Genomic DNA, 21063 nt, shown 5'->3' with positions numbered 1-21063 from the left:
AACCGGGCCTATTCCAACCCGTCGAGCCGTGCCGTCATCGCAGCCTCGAACGACAAGGTGGTGCGCGTCCCTGCGCACCGGATTCCCCGAGAATCAGAAGGTCAGGCTCCAGTTGTTCAAGCTGCCCTTGTCGCCGCTGCGGGACGAGTCGCGATCGACCACCTGCAGCTTCCAGGTGCCGTTGGCCGCCACACTCGACGCATCCACCGTCCAGGTCATGTCGATGCCGCCAATGGCATTGACCGATTGCTTCAACACGGCCGAGCCGCCGTTTGGCGCAATGATCTGGACCTGCAGGTTGGCGGGCTTGTTGTGGGTGATGCTGACATGCACCTTCAGCGTCTTCGGTGCGTTGCCGGCGATGCCGGTCACCGCGATGCTGCTGGTGATCGTGGCGTTGTCGCCAATGGCCACCGGCTTGGTGTTGCTGAACACCTTGCCGACGCCATTGCCGCTGGCCACCGTCACCTGCTGCGATTTGGTGTTGGTGGCGCCGGTGCTATCGGTCACCTTCAACGAGACGGTGTAGGTGCCTGCCTTGGCGTACGTGTGGCTGGGGCTGGCGATGGTGGACGCACCGCCATCACCGAAGTTCCATGCGTACGAACTGATCGTGCCGCCGGTGTCGGTGGAACTGTTGGTGAAGCTCACCGCGAGACCGTTCACTGTATCGGTGAAGTTGGCCACCGGCGCACCACCGACCGGAGGCGCGTTGCCGCCGCCCCAGTACTTGGTGACATAGGCGCCGAGCTTGGCCGCATCCAGGCTGCCCCAGCCGGTGACGTTGTCGTAACCGGCGCGGGCGACGTAGCCATGACCATGGTAGCCATTGTCGCCCTGGGTCACGTCGTGCAGCGGCGCGCTGTCCTTCGGGAAGTAGGTATAGAAGCTCTGCGTGGGCAGGCCGAGTGCATTGTTGTTGGCCGACTCGATGCGCGCCCAGATGCCGGCGAAGATCGGGGAGGCGAGGCTGGTGCCGCCATACTGTTGCGGCTGGCCGTCGACGATGATCTCTGCGCCGGTTTCTGACGCCGCATCGAACGCGACGTCCGGCACCTGCCGCTTGGTCACCGCGGCACCGAGTGCGGCGGTTTGCCATGCGGGCGCATCCTCGAACAAGCTGACGCCGCCGCCGGTTGCCCACAGACGCTTGTTGAGGTCAACCGGCCCGTTGTCGGGATCGTCGTTAATCGTAGCGAGCCCCTCGTTCCAGACCACTTCGCCAGCCCAGGCGGAGCCAATGGTACTAAGCAGGGTTCCGCCCACCGCCACCACGTTGGCCGAGGTGGATGGCTCGCTTACCGAGACATGATCCAGATCGATCTGGACCTTGCCGTTCCGGTCGGCGACATAGCCAAGGCCCTGACCGTCGTCCGACCACTGGTAAGCGCCGGCGTCGCCCGAGGAGACCGAGAACGTCTGCCCTTGCGCAACGGCCTGCGCGAAAATCTGGTTGTCTGCCGCCTGGCTACCTGCGCTATTGGCGGCCTCTTCATCGACCCCCAGCGACACGTTGATGACCTTGGCGACGTTGTCGGTCACGGCCTTGTTGTAGGCCGCCGTGATCGAATCCAGAGTGGCACTGGGTGCGGTGTAGAAAACCAGCTGCCTGACACCGCCCGAGACACCGACGATGGTCTGGCTGTCCAGGTTCCATTCGGTCGGATCTCCCGCCGAGTACGGGCCTTTGCCCGTCTTGACGATCTGGGTACCGACCTTGGGAAGGCCCGCGTTGGTGGTGAAGGTATTCAAGTCCACGACCGTCTGTACCATGTCGTCCCAGCCGATGATGCCCACCACGGTGTTCGCTGCGGTAACAAGAGTGCTGGCGTTATAGATCTTGCCGAGCTCCACCGGACTGTGACTAACCTGCGCAGCAGCGGCCTGTGTGCCTACAACGCCGGTGATTGCGCTCGTGCTTTTCGGCTGCATTCTGTGCGACATGACGTGTGCGGTGACGACGTCCTGCAAGCCCTGCACCGAACCGACGATGCTGCCTAGCGCCTGCGGCACCATCGCATCCGATGCGTTGGCGAAGTGCTGTTTGCCCCGGAAGCTGAACGTCTGCACCGCCGTATTGAACGCCGCCTTGACGCTCACGGCAGTGCCGTCAGCGCTCACCAGCGCGTTGTTCGGTGCCACCTCGATGTTCTTGAAGCCGTACTTCTGCAGATGGGCCACCACCGCTTGTACCTGCGCATCGGTGGCCGCGTACTGCGCCTTGAACTGCGCCGGCGTGAGGTACTTGTGGTAGCTCGGGCTGCCGACCGTGTTGACGTCGTGCAGGAACGCCTGCAACTGCGTCGCGTTGCGCTGGTTCAGCGTGAGCACGACGTGCAGCGGCTTGCTCTGTTCCAGCGGCATGATCTGCTGGGCATCGATGCTGGGGTGCCCTTTCATGACCAAGGTGGACACATTGCCCGTGGCGCTCTTCTGGATGGCGGCATGCGTTTTCGTGGAGAACCACGACTCGCCGGCATGCGCGGACAACGACAGCATCGCCAACGACAACGCCGTCGGCAACAGCAATTTGCGATAACCCGGTAAACGAATAGTGCTCGACATCTGGTGACCCCTTGCTGGAATTTGGAATGGGACGGGTGCGGCTGCACGAGCCCACGAGTCAGTCAAGCCGCACGCGAATGCGACCCCTCCTTTCACGACTATCTGCGGCCCTGAAACCCTCGGACACCGGCCTCCCCCACTGTCCCTGTCGGCCGGCGTTTCGTAGCACCGCTACTCTGTACAACGGGAAATGAAGGGAAAGCCCTACCTGACGAAAGACTTGCCTGGCGCCCGGGATGCAAGAAGCTCCACGCCATTCCGCGTTCCGCCTTGAACCCGCTCGCGGCGCCCGGCGGCGTGACACGCTTTCATTGCTTCGGATCAGCCGGACGCGGGGTTTTCCATCGAAGGAACGTCGCGCATCGGAGATATCTGCTCGCGAAAATGCCGATTGCACTTGGGCATGCATCGAACGCCGGGGAGAGTTTCCCCGGCTTCCCATCAGTTCCGTACTGTGTGGGGATTCACCACCTGCGGACCTGCGCTCAGTTCGATTCGGTGAACTGGATCGACGGCGTTGCGCCGTCCTTTGCAGTGCATTTGCCCAGGGTCAGGTTGTTGTATTCGCCGGTGGTGCCGCCGTTATTGGGGCCGAGGCAGGTGGGCGCATGCGTGATGCCATCGTTCACCGCAAGGTTCACGGTCAAGGACGAGCCCTTGTTGAAATTCGCCGCCGGTGACTCGGAGCCGTCGCCAACAATGTTGAACTCCGATTGCAGCCAGGTGGAGGCGATTTCGAGCGTGCTGTCGTTCTGGCTGATGGCATAGGCCTTGGTGCCATAGGTGAAGGTCACCGTGTCCAGCCCGTTGGCCGATACGGAGCCATCGAGTTTCACCTTGGCGAGATCGGCAGCCGAAACATTGGGCGCGGCAACAGCCTTGCTGTTCGTGTAGCAGCCGTAATAACCCTGACTGAAGCTTCCCCAACCTTTCGGGCAGCGATCGCCCTTGCCGATGAACAGCCAGTTCTGGATGAACACCTGCGGATTGCTGTTGCCGTTATCCGTCGAATAGATGAACTGTTGCCATGTCGAACACGCCTTGTAGCCGTTATGCGCGCAATAAGGTGACGTATTGCCCAGGCCCGCTACATCGTCGCTGATATTGGTATTCAGCTGCAGCGTGTACTTGTTGGCTCCATAAGCGCCCGATTCGGATTTCACACCCTTGACCACCGGGAAGCTTCCCACCGCCGACCGGGTCAGTGCCGAGGTCACCGCAGCGTAATCAAAGCCGGCTCCCGTCTTGGCCTTCGCGCCATCGGCCGTCATGTTGCTTGCAAGGTTACCCACGGTCTCGCTGCCGACGACCGGAGGCGTGGACCGGTATGACGCCGTGCCGCATGCCTCTTTCTTCCAGATATGGCCAGGATAGGAGACGCTCCAACAGCCTGCCGTGGGCGGTCCCAGGTGCTTGAGATTCTCGTGCCAGGTTTGCAAGGCCTGGGCCTGCGCCTGAACAGCTATTTCATTGCCGGCCGGCGCGGCGCTGGCGGTCGCCAGCGGAATCACGCTCAACAAGCCCGCGACCACCGTGGCGTGGATGATGTCGCGCACGCCGAATTTCATTTTCAATGGCATCTTCGTAGTTTTCCGATCGAGAAGGGATTCTGTTTGTCCGTGCGAGTGCGTGCGGCTTTGCACTCGCCGGCGCCTGACCAGGAATCACGTTCGCCCGTTCGATCACTCTTGGAGTGGTCGCACTGCGTATGCTTTTCCGGAATTTTTTGCCCTTGCCCGAATCGACTTCGGACAAGCAGGAGGTTGGTGCGCGTCCCTGCGCACCGGATTCCCCATCAATCAGAACGTCAGGTTCCAGTTGTTCAAGGTGCCCTTGTCGCCGCTACGGAACAGGTCATAGTCGACTACCTGCAGCTTCCAGGTACCGTTGGCGGCCACGCCCGATGCATCCACCGTCCAGGTGGTGTCGATGTTGCTGCCGCCGGAATAGGTCGGCGACTTCAACACGGCGGAGGCGCCGTTCGGGGCGATGATCTTGACCTGCAGGTCACCGGACTTGTTGTGGGTGATGCTGGCGTGGATCTTCAACGTCTTCGACGCGTTGCCGGCGATGCCGCTCACCGCGATGCTGCTGGTGATCGTGGCGTTGTCGCCGATGGCTACCGGCGTGGTGTTGCTGAACACGTTGCCGCCCGTGCTGCCGCCAGCGCTCACGGTGACCTGCTGCGACTTGGTGTTGGTGGCACCAGTGCTGTCGGTCACTTTCAGCGAGACGGTGTAGGTGCCTGCGGCGGCGTACGTGTGGCTCGGGCTGGCGGTGGTGGACGTACCGCCATCACCGAAGCTCCACGCGTACGCGTTGATCGTGCCGCCGGTATCGGTGGAGCTGTTGGTGAAGCTCACGGCGAGGCCGCTCACCGTATCGGTGAAGTTGGCCACCGGCGCGCCGCCGGTCGGCGGAGGCGTGGTGCCGCCACCCCAGTACTTGGTGACATAGGCGCTGAGCTTGGCGGCGTCCAGGCTGCCCCAGCCGGTGGCAATGTCATAACCGGCGGCGGCGGTATAACCATGGTTCTGGTAACCGTTGTTGCCCGAGGTAACGTCGTGCAGCGGCGCGCTGTCTTTCGGGAAGTAGGTGTAGAAATTCTCGGTGGGCAGGCCCAGGGAGTTGCCGTTGGCCGACTCGATGCGCGCCCAGATGCCGACGAAGATCGGAGATGCCAGGCTGGTGCCGCCGACCGTGTAGGTCTTGCCCTGGATGAGGATGTTTGCACCGGTAGCCTGCGCCGCATCGAACACCACGTCGGGCACCTGACGCTTGGTCACGGAAGAACCCAGGGCAGCCTTCTGCCACGCCGGCGCGGCTTCGAACAGGCTGACACCACCGCCCTCGGCCCAAAGGCGCTGGTTGGCGTCCGTGGTGCTGATCGCGCTGAGTCCTTCATTCCAGACGGTTTCGCCGGCCCAGGTGGTGCCGTTGGTGCTCAGTGCGGTGCCGCCTACCGACACGACATTGGGCGAAGCCGTTGGCTCGCTCACCGAAAGGTGGGTCAGATCGATCTGGACCTGACCGGCCGAGTTGGCGACATAGCCAATGCCTTGGTTGTCGCTCGACCACTGGTAGACGCCGGCATCACCCGAAGCCACCGAGAACGTCTGCCCCTGCGCGACAGCCTGCGCGAAGATCTGGTCGTCCGCGGACTGCGATCCGCCGTTCTTGGCAGCCGTTTCATCCACACCCAGCGAGACGTTGATGACCTTGGCCACATTGTCGGTCACGGCCTTGTTGTAGGCCGCGGTGATCGAGGAAAGCTGTGCATTGGGAGCGGTGTAGAAGTTCAGCTGCTTGACGCCGCCGGCAAGGCCGATGATGGACTGGCTGTCCAGGTTCCATTCGGCCTGGGTGTTGATGTCCGGGGTCTGGTAGGTGCCACTGCCGGTCTTGACCATCTGGGTGGCGACCGTCGGAAGACCCGCGTTGGTCGTGAAGGTCTTCAGGTCCGCAATCGTCGGCGCCATGTCGTACCAGCCGATGATGCCCACCGTGGTGTTCGAGGCAGCGGCGAGGCTGTCGGCGTTGTAGATCTTGCCGAGGTCCACCGGGCTGTGCGGGGCCTGCGCAGCAGCAGCCTGCGTACCTGCCGCCTTGACGTTCGTCACGGCGGCGCCGTCTGCGCGGCTCGGCAGCAAGATATGTGACATGACATGCGCAGTGACGACATCCTGCAGACCCTGCACGGAGTTGACGATGCCACTGAGCGCCTGCGGCACCATCGCATCCGATGAGTTGGCGAAGTGCTGCTTGCCCTGGAAGCTGAACGTCTGCACCGACGTATTGAACGCCGCATTGACGCTCATGCCCGTGCCGTCAGCGCTCACCAGCGCGTTGTTCGGTGCCACCTCGATGTTCTTGAAGCCGTACTTCTGCAGATGGGCCACCACGGCCTGCACCTGCGCGTCGCTGGGCGCGTACTGAGCCTTGAACTGTGCCGGTGTGAGGTACTTGTGGTAGCTCGGGCTGCCGGCCGTGTTGACGTCGTGCAGGAACGCCTGCAGCTGCTGCGCATTGCGCTGGTTCAGCGTGACGACGACATGCAGCGGCTTGCTCTGTTCCAGTGGCGCGATCTGGGTGGCTTCGACCGTGGGATGCCCTGTCATGACCAAGGTGGACACATTGGCCGTGGCGCTCTTCTGGATGGCGGCATGCGTGTTCGTGGAAACCCACGACTCCCCAGCATGCGCGGACAACGACAACATCGCCAGCGACAACGCCGCCGGCAGAAGCAACTTGCGATAACCCGGTATACGAATAGTGCTCGACATCAGTGAATCCTCATGGAATTTTGGACAAACGGGACCGATGCGGCTGCATGAGCCCCATGAGTCAGTCAAGCCGCACGCGAATGCGACCCCTCGTTTCGCTATGACCAGCGGTTCCAGAACTCTCGGACATCGGCCTCTCCCACTATCCATGTAGGCCGACGTTTCGTGACACCGCTATGTAATAAAGACGGGGAGTCGAGGAAAAGTCCTACCCGGTCCTCCCGATGCAAGAGCTGTTACGTGATTTCGTGTTCCCAATTGAGAACCCGTTGGCAATTGGGAGCAGTGCCTGCACGTGACGCGGGGAAAAGTCCACTTCCCACCGAGGGGCGGACACCGAGCCGCGGGCGCTACCGGCCAAACCCATGCAAAAATGCCGCGCTCTAAGGCGCGGCACTTGAAAAGAACAGTCTGGATTAAGAATCTAGTCGGCTATCGCACTTGCACTGGAACGTCCGACCATCCATCGCTTGCCGCTGTGATGGTGGAACAGACCAACGGGTTGGTGCGCGTCCCTGCGCACCGAATTTCCCATCGATCAGAACGTCAGGTTCCAGTTGTTCAAGGTGCCCTTGTCACCGCTGCGGAACAGGTCGTAGTCGATCACTTGCAGCTTCCAGGTGCCGTTGGCCTTCACCCCCGACGCGTCGATCGTCCAGGTGGTGTCGATGTTGCCGCCGCCGGAGAAGGTCGGCGACTTCACCACGGCGGAGGCACCGTTCGGAGCGATGATCCTGATCTGCAGATCGCCGGACTTGTTGTGGGTGATGTTGGCGTGGATCTTCAGCGTCTTCGATGCGTTTCCGGCGATGCCGCTCACCGCGATGCTGCTGGTGATCGTGGCGTTGGAGCCAATGGCCACCGGCATCGTGCTGCTGAACACATTGCCATTGCCGCCTCCGCCGGACACTGTCACCTGCTGCGTCTTGGTGTTGGTGGCGCCGGTGTTGTCGGTCACCTTCAGCGAGACGGTGTAGGTGCCGGCGGCTGCGTAGGTGTGACTGGGATTGGCCACCGCGGACGTGCCGCCGTCACCGAAGCTCCATGCGTAAGCGCTGATCGTTCCGCCGGTATCGGTGGAGCTGTTGGTGAAACTGGCGATCAAGCCGTTGACACTGCTGGTGAAGTTGGCCACCGGGGTGCCGACCGGCGGGGTGGTATCGTCCGACACGGTCACCGATTGGGTCTTGGTGTCCGTCGCGCCGCTGTCGTCGGTCACCTTCAGCGTGACCGTATAGGTGCCCGGCTTGACGTAGGTGTGGCTCGGGCTGGCGACGCTGGAGGTGCTGCTATCGCCGAACGTCCACGCGTAAGCGGTGATCTTGCCACCCGTATCGGTCGAGCTGTTGGTAAAGCTGGCCGTCAGGCCGTTGGCTGCTGCCGTGAAGTTGGCCACGGGCGCACCGCCACCACCGGGCGGGTAGGAATCCGTGCCCACCTTCACTGCGCTCCACGCCGTCGCCACAGCCTTCCACTCGGTGGAGTTGGCGCCATACAAGTCGGCTGCCGCGGCCAACGTGGCATCGCGTGCGCCCGGGTAGTCGGTGTTGGAGACGAAACGGGTGGTCAACGCGCGATACCAGATATTTCCCGCTTTCTCACGACCGATGCCGACGATGTTGGTGTTGTCGTTGCAGACCAGGTCCTTGGCAACGTACTTGCTCTGGAAGCCCGCCGGCACCACTGCACCTTCCGCCAGAAGGTAGAAGAAGCGGTTGGCCACGCCCGACGAATAGTGCGGGTCGTATTTACCACTCTGCGCCGTCTGGGCCTTGGTGAATCCGCCGACCGGATAGCAGCTGTACGACGCCCCATCAGCATCCTGCTTGAACATCAGACGGAGCGCCTTGGTCTTGTTCGGGTTGTTGGCAACCACGTTCTCGCCGATCAGATAATTTCCGGGGCTCACCGGATTGTTCGTGCTGAACTCCACCAAGGTGCCGAGGATGTCCGAGTTGCCCTCGTTGAGTCCGCCGCTGTCCTTGACAAGGTAATAACCCAGATTGGCAGTGGCCTGGTTGATACCGTGGCTCATCTCGTGGCCGGCGACATCCAGCGCGACCAGCGGCAGATAACCCGCAGCCAGATTGCCGTCGCCGTAATTCATGTCTTCGCCGCTCCAGAACGCGTTGTTGTAGTTCTTGCCCAGATGGACATAGCTGACAACGCCCTTGCCGTCATCGAAGATGCCGTGGCGACCAAACGCCTTTTCAAAAAAGTCCCAGGTGGCCGCAACCCCGTAGTGGACATCGACGGCCCCACTGGCGCGATCGCCGACTGCATTGTTGCCCCAGACGTTATCGGCGTCCGTGAGCAGGACAGGGACGCTGTGGTCGAACTCGCCAGTCTGTTCATTGACCGGGGTATTCCTGGCATCGTAGGTCATCCCGTTGCCGCGAAGGGGATCGACCAGCCGGAAGCCGCCGTTAGCCGAATCGGTGGTGATCTCCACGTCGCCCATGGTCAGGGACTTGCCCTTGCCCGTCGCCTGGGCCGTCTCGATGTGGTCATCGATACCGATCAGCTCCCCATTGAGGGCATCGATGTAGTAAGTCACGTTACCGACGGGTACACCGTCGGTGCGGCCGCCACGAACATGGATGGCGTAAGCCAGCTTTGGACTCCCGTCGGTCGCGTAGATCACCAGTCCTTCGCTGACCGCGCTGGCCACCGTCCCGGAGAAGGCCGCGCCCGCTTCGACAATGGCCTGGTCCACGCCGATGCGCGGCACGAGCTTCGGACGCGTGGACGTCTTGAGCGCCAGGCTGGCGCTCTTGAGCTGGCCGGCCGAGGTGTGTGTGACAAGATCGCCGCCGATCACGTGCAGCCCGCCGAAGTAGCGCTCGAAACGCACGTGCTCGGTGCCATCACGGTCGACGATGACGTCGCGCGCTTCGAACTGGTCACCGGTGGAGTTGGAGGCTCTGGCAGGCGACCTGTCAGCACCGGCTCGTAATGACGCACTTCCCACCGGCGACTTGAAGGTAAGCATCTGTGCCGAACTCGACAGGCTTTGCGCAGGCAGTTGGAAAGTGGTTGGATGCGCCTGGATCTGCCCCAGGGCACGATCGATGATCGCCTGCTTGTTCTCGATGTTCCCGGCCATAGCCGCCTGGCCAATCAGCATCAGTACGGCGGCAGACAGAATATTTCGGCGCCCTGATAAGCGAATGTTATTTGACATGGATGAATTCCTATCGGATTTTGGGACAAACGAAGCCAATGCGGCTGCCGGAGCCCCATGCGTTAGTCATTAGCTGCATCGAATGCAGCCCCTCTCCCACTAAAACGTCCTGCGGAGCCAACACGTCCGGACACCGGCCTTCTCCCTCTCCCTGCAAGCCGACATCTGTAGCGCTGCCCTTGACTAAACGGCCGCTCGGGGAAGGAACCCACGCTGATATCGCAATATTTTTCGTTTTCGCACCAATTTGCGATCAAACCGGGAGCGGGATCACATTTGGCGTCATCACGGCGTCATGGTGCCAACATCTTTTTGACCATCGCATGGAGCATGCGCCCGGGAGTTGTATAGCGTTTTAGTGCCGTGCGGCGTCCACTGGGCGTGCTTCAGACGTCAAGAAGAGTCGGAAAGCCCGAAGATGTCGCGCCCTCACAGAGGAGCGCAATAATTTGCGGCTCGACCATGCATTGCGACATGGTCGAGCCGCCTCTTTTGTGATCGTCTGCCGCCACGAACCGAGCAAGTGATGATCATCAAGCAAAAATAAGAAAGCATTCGAAAGATATAAACTTATTAATTGTGTTTAATGCTTGCGAAAGCGTATATTTAAGCCATACGACTGCAAAGTTCTGTTCATAAATCCACGGCCAAGACGTCAAGCCGTATGTGGACATTCGTGATGGGCAGGGGAAACGAAATGCGGCATACGCTCAAATGCACGGCGGAAGGCTTTGCGCAGCTCGTCCCCGCATGCGCAGCGCATGGCAGATGGGCTGGCCTGGCAAATCGCCACCCCGCGGCGCGCTTTCTATCGGCGGTAATGGCTCTTGGAGGGCTGATCGTGCCTGCCGCGACGCTGGCGAATCCGCAAGGGTCCGTCATCGAACTGCGGCTGCCATATACCATTGCCCCGGGCAACCTGCGCGATGCCCTGGATACGCTGGCGTCCCAAGGCAATGCGCAAATCATCTACTCGCCCGAGCTGGTATCGGGCAAGACCGTCAAGGGCCTGCATGGAAAGTTTGTTCGCGCCGAAGCGTTGCGGCGCCTTCTTGTCGGCACGGGACTGACGTGGCATGCAGTGGACAGCTCTGCCTTCGTACTGCAGGCACTACAGCCCAGCCACGACAGCAAGAAAGTCATACCCGAAAGCGTCGCTGATGCGCCGAGGACGCTCGATACCGTCAACGTCAGCGGATCGCTGATCAACAACACCCTGATCCAGACGGCCACACCGACTTACACGCTATCCTCCGAGGACATCAAGGCGAGCGGCTTCAACAACACGGCTGACGTGCTGCAGAGCAACGTACTGGCCATGGGTTCCGTGCAGGGCCCGCAGAGTGCCGAAGCGTTTACCCAGGGCGCACAAACCTTGAGGCTGTTCGGCCTCGATCCACAGTTCACCCTGATCCTCTTGGATGGCAAGCCCCTCGCCAATTTCGGTCGGCTTTACGCGGGCACCATCAACTTCACGAACATCGCCAATATCCCGGCATCGATGATCGACCATATCGACGTGATGCCGGGCGGCAGTTCATCGATCTACGGCTCGCGCGCCATCGCCGGGGTGATCAACATCATCACCAAGTCGCACATGGATGGCGGCGAAGTATCGGTGCGCACCGGCAACTACGCCGACGGAGGCGGCGCGAACCAGCGCGTGGCCTTCATGTACGGCCACGATTTCGACAGGCTCAATGTTCTGGGCGCGGCGGAGTTCAGGAATGCCGCTCCGATCTGGGGCTACCAGCGCGCGCAAACGGCGAGCATCCGCCCCGACCCCGACGGCTCGGCCCCACCCTCCACCCAGTCCGCTCAGTCCGCCATCCTCGATTTCGGCACACTTCAAACCTACAACGGCCAGGTCAAGGGATACATCAGCCCACCGGCCGGCTGCGATAAGCAACTCTTCGGAAACACTACGGCGTTGACCAGCAGTAACGCTGCCTCAGGTCTGTACGGCCAGTACTGTGGATCACGCGAGCTGGTCGGCTATACCACTTACGACAATCAGGAGCGCAGCTACAACAGTATGTTGAAGCTCAAGTATGCCGTCAGCGACAGCCTGCGTCTTTATGCTGACGCGATGCTCGATTGGCAACAGCAGAAATGGTACACCGGCTCTCCTCTGGTGCTCTTCAGCCCGGCATTCGAGGACGCCGACACGAGGCACATTCTGGGTATCAAGAAGGCAATTGCGCCGGAGGAGGTCATGGGCGGGTTCGCGGGACAGATGGCCCGGCAACAAGACCTGCTCTACCACCTCGATCTCGGTGCCAATGGCCAGTTTGGCGGATCGGACTGGGAATGGGACGTCTATTATCTGCGCTCCGGGGATCGTACCAAGCTCATCAAACAGTCGTCCATAACGTCGGAAATCCGTAGCTTCTTCGGCAACATGCTCGGGCCGGCGGTGGACTTCGACCCACTTACCGGCTTGAATATGTTTCGTCCCGACTACTCCAATTTCTTTCGCGCGATCACGCCTGCCCAGTACGCCAGCTTTACGCGGGGCGTTGGCGAATTCAGCGATACATGGGTGAACAATACTCGAGCCACGATCAGCAACTCTCGCTGGTTCAAGCTGCCCGGTGGCGATGCGGGCTTTGCAGCACTGATCGAAGGCGGCAACGAAGCCTGGCATCAGCCCATCGATCCGCTGTTTACCAAGAACGCTGTCTACCTGCACACCACCACGGGTGGGGGCGGCCAGCGCTCGCATGCGGCCTCGTCTCTCCAGCTTAATTTGCCGCTGCTTGAACGACTGACCATCGACCTTTCCAGTCGCTACGACCACTACTTGGTTGACCAGGGTAACAACAACCACAAGTTCACCTACAAGGCAGGCCTCGAGTACCGGCCATCCGAAACCTTGATGTTTCGTGGCAACTACACTACGGCTTTCAAGGCACCGGACCTCGCTTCCGTCTTTGTTGCTCAGCCCGCCAGTTATTATGTGATGGTGCCCGACTACTACCGGTGCGCATTGACTCACGCGACCATCTGCAACGGCGAGTTCATTCAAGGCAGCACACTTGCCAATCGCCAGCTGCTGCCTACCGGGTCGAAAAGCTGGACCACCGGCATCGTATGGTCACCTTCCAATGCGCTGGCCTTGAGCACTGATTATCTGCACATAGCCATACGCAACGAGGTTGTCTCGCCGGATCTCGATTACCTGCTGCGCAAGGAAGCCCAGTGCCGTCTCGGTCAGCTGGAAGCTGCATCGGCGGAATGCGTGGCCCTGACAAATCCTGTTGACGGCCAGGTGCATCGAGCTCCGACGCCCTCGGCAAACAACCCTGGCCCTATCGAGTTCATCACCACGCAGTACGAAAATCTGGCCGGTGAAGTAGTCGATTCAATCATCGTAAGCGGGCGGTACCGACTTGACACCATGCATCTTGGAATATTCGGCGTGCAGCTGGATTACAACGATATTCTGAAACACGACTATCGACCGGGATCCGGCCAACCATCGATCGACGAACTTGCGGACCCCAGGCACAACGCGGGATTCAAGAGCATTGTCAGCGGCGCGCTGAGCTGGTCAAGCCCGGACAAGCATTGGAAGAGTACCTTGTACGGTCACCGCTACGGGGCAACGCCGAATTTCGCGTCCATGACCAACGGCGCCGGCCAACCCGGCTCAGGCGAGCTGCATCCATGGATCACTTTCAACGGAAGCCTCAGCTATGTGCCAACGCCGAACCTGGAGCTGTCTGTGCTGATCAACAACATCGGCAACAAGATGCCCCCCACGGATTCGACATTCACTTCGTATCCCTATTACAACTATACGAACTACAACGTCTATGGGCGCGAAATCATGCTGCAGGCGAGCCTGCGATTCGGCGCCATGGTGAATTGATGGATCCTGGGACAGCCAAACAACCGCAGGTGCTGGCTGGTCTTTCCGATGCCTGCGTTGAAGGTAACCGCGTGATGTTTTCGACGCCCACGATTCAAGCCGGCATGCACCTCACGATGCAACCAACACGGACAAGCCCTTCCAGCCCGCTCGTACGGCAGATCGATGAGCTACTTGCGTGACAGTTCGATCAATACAGGCGAAACCCGTTCGGCATGAATCGACCAGCCCTGTTCCAGGGCAAGAAGCAGCGCCTGCTGGTCGTCGGTGTGAAAGGCCCCGCTGATGCGGACATGTCGTAACGAAGGGTCGACTATTCGCAGCCGGGTCGTGCTGTAGCGATTCATCTCGGCCAACAGGTCCGGCAGAAACCAGTCATGGACGAACAACTTGCCCGCGGTCCAGCCTTCAGCCGCCTCCATGTCGGCATGATGCACCGGACTGATGACACCTTCCTGATTGAATTGCAGTTGCTCGGCGGCGCCCAGCGAGGCGTGTTGTGACTGGCCACCGGCCGTTGTTGCGATGGCGAGCTTGCCCTCCAGCAGGGTCACCGTCGTGGCAGCGTCGTTCACGCGCACCTGGAACTTGGTACCAACGGCAGTGACCGTACCGTGTTGCACGTGCACGACGAACGGCCATGATTTATTGCCATGCACGTGGAACTGGGCCTGGCCACGCAACAGATCGATCCGACGTACGCTCGCATCGTAACGCGCGATCAGCACCGTATCGGTATCCAGCACAATGGAAGAACCGTCCTTCAAATTCACGGTGTGTTGCTGCCCGGTGACTGTGGCGTAACGAGTCTCCGGTATCGTCATGTGTGCAGCACGCCAGCGTGGCACCACCAGCAGCGCCAGCAACACCATGGCCGCGATCGCGAAAGCCGGTACGAACCATTGACGCACGCGACGCCGGGATTCGGGTGGGGCTTCCCACAACGCCCGCTCCGCCGCAGCCATGACCGCAGGATCCAATACGGCATCGGCGCCCTGTTCCCACAGACGTTCCACTTCACGGTAGGCGAGCGCATGCGCCGGGCTGGCCGCGTGCCAGCGCTCAAAGGCAGCGCGCTCGGCGTCGGAGCAATCGGGCTCGAGCAGGCAGACGAACCAGCGTTCGGCCTCATCCTGCGGTCCCATACCGGCATGCATGCCTACAATCTTTTCGCTCATACTCACTTAGACGCTTCCGATGGGAAATCGCCTACCTTTCGCTTCAACAGTACCAACGCGGTCGCGAGATGCTTTTCGACCATCTTTACAGAGATGCCACAGCGCTCGGCGATCTGCGCACGGCTCATATCGTGCACGCGCTTTAAAAGATAGACACGTTGACATTTGGGCGGCAACTCCAGGATGGCCTTGCTCAGACGCGCTACCTGTTGCTCATAGATGGCACGTTCTTCAGGCGAGTGCCCGACAGCGGCGATTTCCTGCCCTTCCAGCGTCACATGCTCCTTGCTGTAATGGGTAACACCGGTGCGGAACTGGTCGTGTGCGACATTGACCGCAATGCGGTAAAGCAGTTTTTTCCACGACGATGCGGGTTCCGACTCGCGATAACGCATGAGCTTGGCCATGCTCTCCTGAGCGGCATCTTCAGCATCTTGCTCGCTCGAAGTGCGCCTACGCAGGAACTGCACAAGGCCTCGATACTGTTCGCGAATGAAAGTATCGAAACTCCGTTCGTCCGTGTGCAATTCCTCAGCCGAGGCCTCGGGCAACAGGACACCGGACGCATTGTCGCTCTTGTTGTTCATTCCCGAGTCCGAACCCGCCTTGATCCAATCCAGTCCAGGCCAAAGTACCACAGCCAGCGCAAGGCAAAGATCGATATGGAAGTCCATTTCCGCAAGTCGCCCGTGGCTGTCTTTCGTAATTTCCGGCCGCCCATACGGTGGAAAGATGCGCCGAAGCCGATGCTGGCAAGTGGATTGCCAAGAAGAAGCGGAAGTTCAACGAAAACAGATCGCATTCGGCCTGACCTGCAAATCCGTGCGCCCCATCGTTGATGCCCCATCGACCAAATGCATCGAGGCCGTTGCCAGAACGAGGATGCGCCAGGGCACCTTGTCCGTGACCTTTGGCGCATCGTCGTTGGCGACAGACCATGTCGCGACGTGACGTGACGACCCTGGAACAGCGGCGTCAGAAACGCGGCATGCCATGCGGGATCGGGTAGCTTGTCAACCGACGCCCGTTGGCGTGGTGTCGGGCGTGGATCGACGACCAGGATGATCGATTTCTCGTACTGGGAAAAAACAAACCTGCCGACGAGAACCGTTCATCGACTCGCTCAACGGGCCCATTCGGGAATGGCGCCTCACATACGGATTCCTGTCGCTCGATGACACCCATCGAAAGATCGAAACCGGAGAGGCGCCCTATCTTTTCCGCCGTATTCGCCCCTCGACCGGGTCCTTCAGGCATCCCTGGGGTGCCGGATCGGGATCTGGGAATCGATCGGTCCGAATCCGTCAGAACGGGATATCGTCATCGTCGAAGCTGTTGTTCTCGACCGGCGGTGCCGACTGGCGCGGGGCCTGGTTGCCGTAGTCGTTGCCACCACGCGACTGACCACCACCGGCGTTGCCGCCACCCTGCTGGCGCTGGCCGCTTTGCGGGCGTTCGCGCTGGAAACCACCACCGCTGCCACCGCCTTCGCCGCCACCAAGACCACCAAGCATCTGCATGTCGCTGGCGATGATGTCGGTGGAGTATTTTTCCACGCCGCTCTTGTCGGTGTACTTGTCGGTGCGCAGCGAACCCTCGATATAAACCTGGCGGCCCTTCTTCAGGTACTCGCCGGCGATTTCGGCCAGCTTGCCGAACAGCTTCACCCGATGCCACTCGGTGCGTTCCTGCTTTTCGCCGCTCTGCTTGTCCATCCAGCTTTCGGAGGTGGCAAGGTTCAGCGTGGTGACGGCGGTGCCGCCGCCGGTATGGCGAACTTCAGGATCCGCGCCAAGGTTGCCGACCAGGATGACTTTATTGATGCCGCGTGCCATGGGACGTCCTCTGTTGAGCCGGCCGCAAGTAAGGGGTGGTTACGGCCGGAGTGGTAAATCTGGTTGGCTATCATAACCGTGGGCCGGGCCCTGTATAGACGTCAGAAACCTGAACGACGTCAGCGCCAGCCCTGCCTCGCTGTACGTGAGGTCAGCTCGTGATAAAGCGATAGCCCACGCCCGGCTCCGTCTTCAGCCAGCGCGGCGCCGCCGGGTCGTCGCCTAGCTTCTGTCGCAGCTTGCCTAACACGATGCGCAGGTATTGGCTGTCGCTGGTGTGGCTCGGCCCCCAGATCTCGCGCAGCAGCTGCTGCTGGGTGACCACTCGGCCAGCGTGTTGCAGCAGCATGTCCAGCACCGCGTACTCCTTACGGGTCAACGACAGCAATTCACCGTCCATGGTCACCTCGCGCCGCGCCAGGTCGACGGCGAGATGGCCGTCGTCGTAGCGCGGCGGCAGCTCCGGCTCGCCAGGGCGGTTGCGCAACAGCGCGCGCAGCCGGGCCATCAGCTCCTGGATGCCGAATGGCTTGGTCACGTAATCGTTGGCACCCAGGTCGAGCGCGCGCACCTTTTCCGCTTCCGCATCGCGCACTGACAACATCAGCACCGGGACCTGGGTCCATTGACGCAACTCGGCCAGCACGTCGTGGCCTTCGCGATCCGGCAGGCCGATATCGAGAATCACCAGATCGGGCGATTGCGTGGCCGCAAGCGCCAGCCCGTCATTCGCATTCGCCGCCAGCAGCACCCCATAACCCTCGGCGCGCAGGCCGATATCGAGGAAACGGCGGATCTGCGTCTCGTCGTCGATTACCAGGATACGCGGGGCAGCTGAAGTCATGGGTTCGTGTCGGGTGGTGGTGGCAGCGGCAGGCTGATGCGGATGGTGGTGCCGATGCCGTCGCCGGGCAAGGCCTCCACGCTGCCGCCATGCGCGCCGATCATGCCGCGGCAGATCGCCAGCCCCAGCCCGGTGCCCTGCGGCGCGCGGTCGCCGCGCGAAACGGAATAGAACATGTCGAAGATGCGCGCGCGCTCGTCTTCCGGAATACCGGGGCCGCGATCGCTCACGTCGATCAGCAGGCGCTCGCCGGTGCTGCGCACCATCACCCGCACGGCTTCGTCCGGCGGCGAGAAGCGCGCGGCGTTCTCCAGGATGTTGAACAGCGCCTGCTCGATCAGCGCCGGATGCACATAGAGCAACACCGCCTTGCCGGGTGCCACCGTCTCCACGCGCAGATCGGGAAATAGCTTGCGCAGCCGCGTCACCGCCGCCGCGACGATCTCCGCGCTATCGGTCCAGTCGCGGTTGAGTTTCAGCGTGCCATGACCGAGCCGGGTCATGTCGAGCAGGTTCTGGATGTAGCGGTCCAGCCGCTGGCCTTCGCCGAGGATCGCCTCCAGCAACTCGCGCCGTTCTTCCGGCGGCAGTTTCTGCTCGTAGCTGATCAGCGTGCCCGCGGCGCCGATCATCGAGGCCAGTGGGGAGCGCAGGTCGTGCGAGACCGACGACAGCAGCGCGTTGCGCAGGCGCTCGGTCTCGCCCTGCACGCGCGCACCTTCGAGTTCGTCCGACAGCCGCGCGCGCTCCAGCGCTTGGCTGATGTCCTGCGTCATCGCCAGCGCAAGGCTGCGCTGGTCGGGATCGGGCTCGCTGATCGCCGGGTCGAAACGCAGCGCCACCGCGCCCAGCGGGTGGCTCTCGCTGCCCAGCGGCAGCACCCAGCATGGCGCACTGTTCAGGGTGTCGGTATAGCGACCGGCCTGTTCGCCGTGCCGGTCGCTCCAGTCGGCGGCAGCCAAATCCTGCGCGGACAGCGCGCGCTCGGGCGACACGCTCCCCACCACGCGCAGCACCTGCTCCGCGTCACGGGCGAGGATGGCCGCATCGCAACGCAGCGCATGCGCCAGCGCCTTGCTGCCAGCATCGCGGATACCGCCAGCATCGGCGCTGGCGGTCAGCTGCTGACCCAGCATGAGCAACGCGCGGGCCTGCACGTGCGAGCTTCGCAACGACTCCACTTGGCTGGCCAGGCGCGTGGCAAGGCGGCTGCAGACCAGCGCCGCCAGCAGGAACAAGGTCACCGCCAGCACATCGTCGAGGCTGGAGATCGCCAAGGTATAACGCGGCGGCGCAAAGAAAAAATTGTAGCCAAGGAAACACATGACAGCCGTATAGACGGCCACCGTCATGCGCGTTCGTACCGCCACCACAAGCACCGCGGTGATGAAGATCAGCGAAAGGTTCGCCACTGAAAGATAGTGATCGGCAATGAACGACAGGCCGAACGCAACAAGCGTGGCGAGTGTGGCGTAGAGGTATTCGCCGCGCGAACCACGCCCGGATGGCAGTCGCAAGCGGCGCCGCGCCTTCGCGCGTTCGCCTGGCGTGGCGATAATCGTCAGCTCCATGTGCGCGCCACGGCGCAGCAGCAACTGGGTCAGCGAGCGGCCCAGCATGCGCGCCACGATGCGCTCACGGGTGCGGCCGAGGATGATCTGACCAACGCCTTCGCGATCCGCGTGCGCCAGCAGTTCGTCGGCAATCGCGTGACCGCGCAGGATGATCGTTTCACCGCCGAGCCGGCGCGCCAGTCGCATCGCCGCATCTCGCTGCTCGCGGCGCGTCGGATCCAGCTGACTGCCGGTATCGACGAAAGCCACACTCCACGGCGCACCACGACGCTCGGCGATGCGGCGTGCCACGCGTACCAGGTATTCGCTTTGCGCATGCCCGTCTATCGCTGCCAGCACGCGGCGACGCACCGGCATCGCGCTGCCGCGCGCCAGCATGTGCTCGCGCAGGTCGCTGTCGACATGCTCGGCAATGGTCTCCACCGCCAGCTCGCGCAACGCGGCCAGATTGGTCGGCGAGAAGAACGCGTTGAGTGCGGCGGCGGCCGTCTCCGGCACGTAAACCTTGCCCTGCTTCAGTCGCACGATAAGCTCGCGCGGCGGCAGGTCGACCAGCACGATGTCACGCGCACGGCCGAGGAATACGTCCGGTACGGTTTCGCGAACGGTGACGCCGGTGATCCGCCGCACCTGATCGTTGAGGCTTTCCAGGTGCTGCACGTTGAGCGCGCTGTACACCTCGATACCGGCATCGAGCAGCTCGGCGATGTCCTGCCAGCGCCGCTCGTGCCGACCCCCGTGCAGGTTGCGATGGGCAAGCTCATCGACCAGCAGCACTGCCGGCTTTCGCGCCAGCGCGGCGTCCAGATCGAATTCAGTGAAATCGCGATCGTGGTAGCGCACGGCACGACGCGGCAGCACCTCCATGCCTTCAAGCAGCGTGGCGGTTTCGGCACGACCATGCGTCTCGACCAGGCCGACCACCACATCCACCCCCTGCCGCTTCAGTTCGCGCGCAGCGGAAAGCATCGCGTAGGTCTTGCCGACGCCGGGGGCGGCGCCGAGAAAGATCTTCAGCCGAAGAGTGCGCTCGTCGTGCCCGGTGCTGAGCAAGGCATCGGCACGTGCTTCGCGGGAAGGTTCGGTCATTCGCGGGTCGTCCCGGTGAATGGCACTACGTTAGCGCGATCAGGTGCCATGCGTCTGCGGCGTGTCCAGCGCAAGGTTGAGTTGCAGCACATTGACCCGCGCCTCGCCGAGCACGCCGAACTGGCGACCGCTGGTATATTCGTTCACCAGCGCCTGAACCTGGTCGGTGCTGAGCCCGCGTGCCTTCGCCACGCGTGCCAGCTGGTACTGCGCCGCGGCGGGGCTGATCTCCGGATCAAGGCCACTACCCGAGGCGGTGACCAGATCCACCGGCACCGGTGCGGTGTTGCCCGGATCGATCGACCGCAGCGCGGCGATGCGCTGTTTCACCGCATCGGTCAGTGCCGGGTTGGTTGGACCCAGATTCGAACCCGACGAGGCACTGGCGTTGTACGCATTCGGCGCGGTCGCCGACGGCCTCCCCCAGAAATACTCTGGCGCGGTGAACGATTGGCCGATCAGCACCGAGCCAACCGACTGCCCGTCCTTCACGATAAGACCGCCGTTGGCCTGTTGCGGAAAGAACAGCTTGGCCAGCCCGGTGGCGGCTAATGGATAGAGCACGCCAGTGATGACTGTCATCATCAGAAACAGGGAGAGAGATTGACGCAATAATTTGCTCATGGGTTTGCTTTGC

The 21063-nt window shown here is 61.8% G+C and carries 11 protein-coding genes; 1 reads left to right on the top strand and 10 read right to left on the bottom strand.

Annotated elements, in window-relative coordinates:
* Window positions 1–93: 93 nt before the first annotated feature.
* The 4 genes from ACPPVV_RS04020 to ACPPVV_RS04005 form a co-directional block, all read right to left on the bottom strand.
* Window positions 94–2565, bottom strand: coding sequence for a protease pro-enzyme activation domain-containing protein (locus tag ACPPVV_RS04020; RefSeq protein WP_426702190.1), 2472 nt, complete (start codon window positions 2563–2565; stop codon window positions 94–96).
* 485 nt (window positions 2566–3050) lie between these two features.
* Window positions 3051–4145, bottom strand: a complete 1095-nt coding sequence (locus ACPPVV_RS04015; protein WP_426702189.1) for a hypothetical protein — start codon at window positions 4143–4145, stop codon at window positions 3051–3053.
* 219 nt (window positions 4146–4364) lie between these two features.
* Window positions 4365–6848: a protease pro-enzyme activation domain-containing protein gene (locus ACPPVV_RS04010; protein ID WP_426702188.1), complete on the bottom strand. Its 2484-nt coding sequence runs from the start codon at window positions 6846–6848 to the stop codon at window positions 4365–4367.
* A 538-nt stretch (window positions 6849–7386) separates the two neighbouring features.
* The gene (locus ACPPVV_RS04005) at window positions 7387–10032 is read right to left on the bottom strand and encodes a PKD domain-containing protein (protein ID WP_426702187.1); all 2646 of its coding nucleotides are present in this window, start codon (window positions 10030–10032) and stop codon (window positions 7387–7389) included.
* Window positions 10033–10729: 697 nt separating this feature from the next.
* Between ACPPVV_RS04005 and ACPPVV_RS04000 the strand changes: the two genes are divergently transcribed.
* Window positions 10730–13906: a TonB-dependent receptor domain-containing protein gene (locus ACPPVV_RS04000; RefSeq protein WP_426702186.1), complete on the top strand. Its 3177-nt coding sequence runs from the start codon at window positions 10730–10732 to the stop codon at window positions 13904–13906.
* A 170-nt stretch (window positions 13907–14076) separates the two neighbouring features.
* Here the strand turns inward: ACPPVV_RS04000 and ACPPVV_RS03995 are convergent, their stop codons facing one another.
* From ACPPVV_RS03995 to kdpC, 6 genes are all read right to left on the bottom strand, one after another.
* The gene (locus tag ACPPVV_RS03995) at window positions 14077–15063 is read right to left on the bottom strand and encodes a FecR family protein (protein ID WP_426702185.1); all 987 of its coding nucleotides are present in this window, start codon (window positions 15061–15063) and stop codon (window positions 14077–14079) included.
* A 23-nt stretch (window positions 15064–15086) separates the two neighbouring features.
* Window positions 15087–15671, bottom strand: coding sequence for an RNA polymerase sigma factor (locus tag ACPPVV_RS03990; RefSeq protein WP_426702184.1), 585 nt, complete (start codon window positions 15669–15671; stop codon window positions 15087–15089).
* Between the two features lie 717 nt (window positions 15672–16388).
* A complete protein-coding gene (gene ssb / locus ACPPVV_RS03985) occupies window positions 16389–16919 on the bottom strand; it encodes a single-stranded DNA-binding protein (RefSeq protein WP_426702183.1) in 531 nt (176 codons plus the stop codon).
* 151 nt (window positions 16920–17070) lie between these two features.
* Window positions 17071–17763 carry a response regulator gene (locus ACPPVV_RS03980; RefSeq protein WP_426702182.1) on the bottom strand — a complete coding sequence of 231 codons (693 nt, stop codon included), beginning with the start codon at window positions 17761–17763 and terminating at the stop codon, window positions 17071–17073.
* Window positions 17760–20426, bottom strand: coding sequence for an ATP-binding protein (locus ACPPVV_RS03975; protein ID WP_426702181.1), 2667 nt, complete (start codon window positions 20424–20426; stop codon window positions 17760–17762). The genes ACPPVV_RS03980 and ACPPVV_RS03975 overlap by 4 nt, the downstream gene beginning before the upstream one ends.
* 39 nt (window positions 20427–20465) lie before the next feature.
* Window positions 20466–21050, bottom strand: coding sequence for a potassium-transporting ATPase subunit KdpC (gene kdpC, locus ACPPVV_RS03970; RefSeq protein WP_426702180.1), 585 nt, complete (start codon window positions 21048–21050; stop codon window positions 20466–20468).
* Window positions 21051–21063 lie beyond the last annotated feature (13 nt).

Source organism: Rhodanobacter sp. Col0626, from assembly GCF_049994385.1.
In the GTDB taxonomy this organism is placed as follows: Bacteria; Pseudomonadota; Gammaproteobacteria; order Xanthomonadales; family Rhodanobacteraceae; genus Rhodanobacter.
Note: the sequence above shows the minus strand (reverse complement) of the source record. Positions and strands in the feature narration are given on the sequence as shown.